This is a genomic window from Phaeovulum sp. W22_SRMD_FR3 (assembly GCF_052113705.1).
In the GTDB taxonomy this organism is placed as follows: domain Bacteria; phylum Pseudomonadota; class Alphaproteobacteria; order Rhodobacterales; family Rhodobacteraceae; genus JBGQOG01.
On record NZ_JBGQOG010000042.1, the window covers coordinates 1 to 5048 of the forward strand.

General features: G+C 61.1%; 6 protein-coding genes. 4 read left to right on the forward strand and 2 right to left on the reverse strand.

Going from position 1 to position 5048, the window contains the following annotated elements:
- Positions 1-393: 393 nt before the first annotated feature.
- Positions 394-867, reverse strand: coding sequence for a winged helix-turn-helix transcriptional regulator (locus tag ACEN2S_RS22870; protein WP_441870899.1), 474 nt, complete (start codon positions 865-867; stop codon positions 394-396).
- 84 nt (positions 868-951) lie between these two features.
- Between ACEN2S_RS22870 and ACEN2S_RS22875 the strand changes: the two genes are divergently transcribed.
- Genes ACEN2S_RS22875 through ACEN2S_RS22885 form a run of 3 tightly spaced genes read left to right on the forward strand, consistent with a single transcriptional unit; the run spans position 952 to position 3636 of the window.
- Positions 952-1764, forward strand: coding sequence for an oxidoreductase (locus ACEN2S_RS22875; RefSeq protein WP_441870902.1), 813 nt, complete (start codon positions 952-954; stop codon positions 1762-1764).
- A gap of 9 nt (positions 1765-1773) precedes the next feature.
- Positions 1774-2610 (forward strand): alpha/beta fold hydrolase, encoded by an 837-nt coding sequence (locus ACEN2S_RS22880; protein ID WP_441870905.1) that lies wholly within the window; start codon positions 1774-1776, stop codon positions 2608-2610.
- Positions 2611-2634: 24 nt separating this feature from the next.
- Entirely contained in the window at positions 2635-3636 is a 1002-nt protein-coding gene (locus tag ACEN2S_RS22885) for an NADP-dependent oxidoreductase (protein ID WP_441870908.1), read from the forward strand.
- A 478-nt stretch (positions 3637-4114) separates the two neighbouring features.
- On the opposite strand, the gene ACEN2S_RS22890 is transcribed toward ACEN2S_RS22885, so the two are convergent.
- Positions 4115-4450, reverse strand: coding sequence for a VOC family protein (locus ACEN2S_RS22890; protein WP_441870911.1), 336 nt, complete (start codon positions 4448-4450; stop codon positions 4115-4117).
- A gap of 150 nt (positions 4451-4600) precedes the next feature.
- Here ACEN2S_RS22890 and ACEN2S_RS22895 point away from each other — a divergent pair, with 150 nt between their 5' ends.
- Positions 4601-4867, forward strand: coding sequence for a winged helix-turn-helix transcriptional regulator (locus ACEN2S_RS22895; protein WP_441870914.1), 267 nt, complete (start codon positions 4601-4603; stop codon positions 4865-4867).
- Positions 4868-5048: the final 181 nt, after the last annotated feature.

Consider the following 5048-nt stretch of genomic DNA (forward strand, 5'->3'; position numbering starts at 1 on the left):
ATGAAGCCCGCCATCCTGGTCTCCCGCTGCCTTGCGGAAGCTTACCACAGAACAGCGTTTTCACACAGCCTCGGCCGATCAGGTCGATATTGCGGCGCGGTCGGCAAGAAAGGCACGCCGCGCTGCCGCAAGGCGGCTTTGAGCCCGTTGCAGCCCGGCGCGCCAGGCGAAGCGCTTCTCCCGGCCACGGACGCGAAGGGCGGAAAACGGACTTTCGCAGTTCGCGCCCATAGAGCCTCGACCGTGAAACAGCGGTCATTCAAGGCGGATAGATCTGGGCAAGCAAAGGTGCGGAATAGACTTCTTCGCACCCCAAGCTGTTTCTCGTGCAGCGGGAGTTGCGGGTTCATGCTCAGGTGATGTTGGCTTGCAAAAGTGCCGATCTCGATCAAGTCATGACAACAAGTCAGCAGGGGGAGGCGCGAGTTCGGCACCGCTCTTCCCGTCGATCGTCCGGATGGGCCGTGTGCCGATCCTTGCGCCGGTTTCCAGGTCGACGGCAATCGGCACGATACTCTTCCCGGTCTCGGCATCGACATAGCGGGTCAAGTCACCGTCGCCCCGATACTTTGTCCCCCAAGCATTCAGCATGATCAGCACCGGCAGAAAATCCCGTCCTGCAGGTGTCAGGACATATTCGTCGCGCGGCGGACGTTCCATGTAGCGTCGCCTTTCCAGCAATCCCTCTTCCGTCAGCGTCGCCAATCGACTGGTCAGCATCGTGGGCGCAATCCCAAGGCTTTTGCGGAACTGGTCGAACCGCGTAAGACCCAGGAACGCATCACGCAGGATCAGGATGCTCCAGGAATCGCCAACGCAGAGCAGGCTGCGGGCAATGGGGCAATGGGCGGCGAGGTCGTCTTTCATGTTAGTATCATTTTCATATTGACTAACTACTATTTTGATACCATATGAGCCTCAGAGACAAAGTTCAAGCGAAATGGACAGAACATGACCCCGTCATCCCATCCCGTTGCCCTTATCACCGGAGCGTCCTCGGGCATCGGCCGGGCCAGCGCCGTAGCCTTGGCAAAAGCCGGGTATCGGGTCTTCGGCACCAGCCGCAAGCCCATGACCGCCCTGGCAAACGGCATCACCATGCTGGTCGCGGATGTCACCGACGATGCCTCGGTGCAGACCCTGATCACAGAAGTCATGGCCGCCGCCGGGCGCATCGACCTTCTTGTCAACAACGCCGGATACGCGCTGTCAGGCGCTGCCGAAGAAAGTTCAATCGGTCAGGTGCAGGCGCTGTTCGAGACCAACTTCCACGGGGTCGTGCGTGTGACCAACGCCGTCCTGCCGATCATGCGGGCACAGGGGGTTGGGCGCATCCTGAACGTCGGCTCGGTCCTCGGGCTGATCCCAGGGCCGTTCGGCGCCTATTACGCCGCCAGCAAACACGCCATCGAGGGCTATTCGGAATCGCTAGACCACGAGGTCCGCCCTTTCGGCATCCGCGTTGCGGTGATCGAACCTTGGGCGACCAAAACCTCGATCGAAGCGAACTCGCCGCAGGGGGATCGCCCTGTCACAGCCTACGCCCAGACCATCGCCCGATACCGGACGGCGTTCGATGCGGCGATGGCCGTAGGCGATACCGCCGAGGATGTCGCTGCGACCATCGTGGCCGCCGCCCGGGACCAGAGCCCGCGCCTGCGCTACCCCTCGGGCGCGGCCGCGCGGCAGACGTCATTCGCCCGCCGTTTCCTGCCTCGGTCGCTGTTTGACCGGACCCTTCGCAAGCAATTCAACATTACCTGAGGGATGATAATGACGCCCCCCTTCATCGAGGCCCCGAACCGGGTCATCACGGCTGCAGGCAGCCGGTTTGTCTACCGCGAGGTTGGTCCCCGCGGTGGCAAACCGCTGGTGCTTCTGAACCACTGGGGCGCGGTGCTGGACAACTTCGACCCGCGGATCATCGACGGCCTTGCCACCCGGCACCATGTGATCGCGGTTGATTATCGCGGCGTCGGCGCCTCTGGCGGATTGGCCCCCTTGACCATCGATGAGATGGCGCGCGACGTGATTGCCCTGATCCGCACACTTGGGCACCCGACCGTCGATCTCATGGGCTTTTCGCTGGGTGGGATGGTGGCGCAGGACGTGGTGCTGAAAGCCCCTGATCTGGTGCGCAAGCTGATCCTGACCGGAACCGGCCCCGCGGGCGGCGAGGGCATCTCAAAGGTCGGCGCAGTGTCCTGGCCGCTGATCCTCAAGGGCCTATTCACCTTCCGCGACCCCAAGACCTACCTCTTCTTCACCACGTCCGCGAATGGCCGAAGCGCTGCCAAGGCCTTCATCGCCCGCACCAAGGAGCGCAAGGTCGGCCGCGACAAGAGCCCGACCCTGCGCGCCTTCCTGCACCAGTTGAAAGCGATCCACGCCTGGGGCCGCCAGTCGCCGCAGGACCTGACCCGCATCCGCATTCCGGTTCTGGTAGCCAATGGCGAGAATGACATCATGGTCCCCACCCCAAATAGTCATGACCTGGCCCGCCGCATTCCTGGGGCAGAGCTGGTGATCTATCCCGACGCAGGTCACGGCGGCATCTTCCAGTATCACATGCAATTCGTGCCGACGGCGCTGGCCTTTCTGGCCGCCTGAACGCCCCCCTTTCGGAGAGAACCCATGCAAGCCTTCCTCGTTGACAAGTATCAGAAAAAAGCCCCGCTGCGGCTGGCCGATGTCCCTGAACCCACCCTCGGCGACGACGAGGTTCTGGTCCGAATCCACGCCGCCGGGGTCAACCTTCTGGACGCCAAGGTCAGGAACGGGGAGTTCAAGCCGATCCTGCCTTACAAGCTGCCGCTGATCCTTGGCCACGACATGGCTGGCACAGTTGTAAAAGTCGGGCCGAAGGCAATGCGCTACAAGGTCGGCGACGAAGTCTTCTCACGCGTGGACGACTTCCGTATCGGCACCTTTGCCGAAACCATAGCAGTCAGGGAAAGCTCTCTGGCTGCAAAGCCCAAGGCCCTCAGTATGGAAGAGGCAGCCTCGGTGCCGCTGGTCGCGCTGACTGCATGGCAGGCCTTGGTCGAGATTGCCGGATTGCGCGCGGGGCAGAGGGTATTCATCCAGGCAGGGTCGGGCGGGGTCGGGACTATTGCGATCCAACTTGCCAAGCATATCGGGGCCCATGTCGCCACGACCGCCAGCGCTGCGAACGCGGATTGGCTCAAGACGCTCGGGGCCGATCTGGTCATCGACTACAAGACGCAGGATTTCGAGGTGCTCTTGCGCGACTATGACGTGGTCCTGCACAGTCAGGACGCCAAAGCGCTTGAAAAGTCGCTGAACCTCCTGCGGCCGGGCGGCAGGCTGGTGTCGATCTCCGGTCCAGTCACCCCGGCCTTCGCTGCACAGATCAAGGCCCCTTGGTTCTTGAAGCCGCTGTTCTGGGCGCTTAGCCGGGGCACCTACAAGAAGGCCCGCCAGCACAAGGTATCCTTTGACTTCCTGTTCATGACAGCGAACGGGACGCAGTTGCAGAAAATCGCCGCCCTGATCGACGCGGGCCACATCCGCCCGGTCATCGACCGTGTCTACCCCTTTGCCGAAACGAACGCCGCCATCGCCCATGTTGAAGGCGGTCGCGCGAAGGGCAAGGTTGTCATCAAGGTGGGGTAGTCTCTCCAGCATGGTATTGACGCGACCCAACTCTCGGACCCTTGCAAGGGCTGGGCAGTTATGCCGCTCAACCAATAGCTAGAATTGCCACGAACGTCCGGTCTTGCGACGCAGAGGTGCCTCGACTTCACCAGCTTGACCGTCCGCAAAGGGCCGAGCGCCACCTTGGGGCGCCGGTCGGCGGAGTGGCTAACCTCGCGCGCCGTCGTCGCACCGACAGCCGACAGCCGACAGCCGACAGCCGACAAATAGGAAGCCAATCCGGCGGCACAGACATCAAAAAAATGGCACGCCGAGTTGCCGCAAAGCGGCTTGGCGCCGCTCTTGGGTATCACCCTTCACTAGTGGGCTTTTTTCTCCAATTCCCCGCGCGCGAAAACAAAGGAGCGGAGGACGGTGACCAGGCAGAACCTCTCGATTTTCGGATACCCCCGGGGGTGCTGCGGCCCAGAATTCGCGCGCTGTGTTCCGGCTGTGGCTATTCTTGGAAGACCCCGAAAGTCAGTGAATCCCAGGGAGCAGTCGGTCCTAGGTCACAGCTTGGCCTGACGACATCGAGCAGGACTGGCACATTGCCGCGGTTCCGGAACAGGCCCAGGCCCTGCATCGGGATACCTGCCTCCAGGTCGAAAATCTCGATCCAGCTTTTATTGTCGGCGGCCTGCATCATCACGGCACGCTCAATCCCATAGTCGGGCAGTGCCCATTCATGCACTTGCCGGAAACCCAGTGCTTCGTAGAACGTGATCGAACGCTGCAAATCTGGAGTGCGCATGGCAAAATGGTGAAATCCGACAAATAGTTGTTCAGTCATGCTCTCGTCTCCATATTACGGGAGATCGGTATTCAGCCCTAAGGTCCCATGAACAAGCCTGACAATTTTGACAGAGGGTCTCGTATGCCCGCTACGACACAAGAGCGAAATCGCGCGAGCCTGCACCAATGGTGCGATCTTGCGGTTGGTATGCAAGCCATTCGAGGGCAGTGGAAAGCATCAGTTCTTATGGCGCTTTCGGAAACTGAGAGTGATATACCAGCTCTGCAGGGTCGCCTCGCCGTGGCCGACCGAAGGGTGCTTGTCCGAGCGTTGCGTGAACTTGAAAGAGATCACCTTCTCGAGCGTTTGGCTGGATGCACCCAGTACGCCCTGACGCCTGACGGAAGCCAGATAATTGAAATTCTAAGGGATATCGCCCGATGGCAGAAGGCTCGCAGCAAAACTGGTGCCTGAGTTAACCAGCATGAAGGGGCTCAAACCCGCCATGCGGCGCAGCGGCATGGCACAGTTGACCCGTCGAGGTGGATCGTGGCGCTCTCGGCCCTTTGCCGACCTTCGTGAGCTGCTGCCGGTTTCGTGGACACGAAGATAAGATCGTGACCAAGGAACTGGAGTGTGGATATGACGAGACGGA

Coding starts and splice junctions, on each gene's coding strand:
- ACEN2S_RS22890 (WP_441870911.1), bottom strand. CDS start 4,450: ATGACTGAACAACTATTTGTCGGATTTCACCATTTTGCCATGCGCACT.
- ACEN2S_RS22895 (WP_441870914.1), top strand. CDS start 4,601: ATGCAAGCCATTCGAGGGCAGTGGAAAGCATCAGTTCTTATGGCGCTT.
- ACEN2S_RS22880 (WP_441870905.1), top strand. CDS start 1,774: ATGACGCCCCCCTTCATCGAGGCCCCGAACCGGGTCATCACGGCTGCA.
- ACEN2S_RS22870 (WP_441870899.1), bottom strand. CDS start 867: ATGAAAGACGACCTCGCCGCCCATTGCCCCATTGCCCGCAGCCTGCTC.
- ACEN2S_RS22875 (WP_441870902.1), top strand. CDS start 952: ATGACCCCGTCATCCCATCCCGTTGCCCTTATCACCGGAGCGTCCTCG.
- ACEN2S_RS22885 (WP_441870908.1), top strand. CDS start 2,635: ATGCAAGCCTTCCTCGTTGACAAGTATCAGAAAAAAGCCCCGCTGCGG.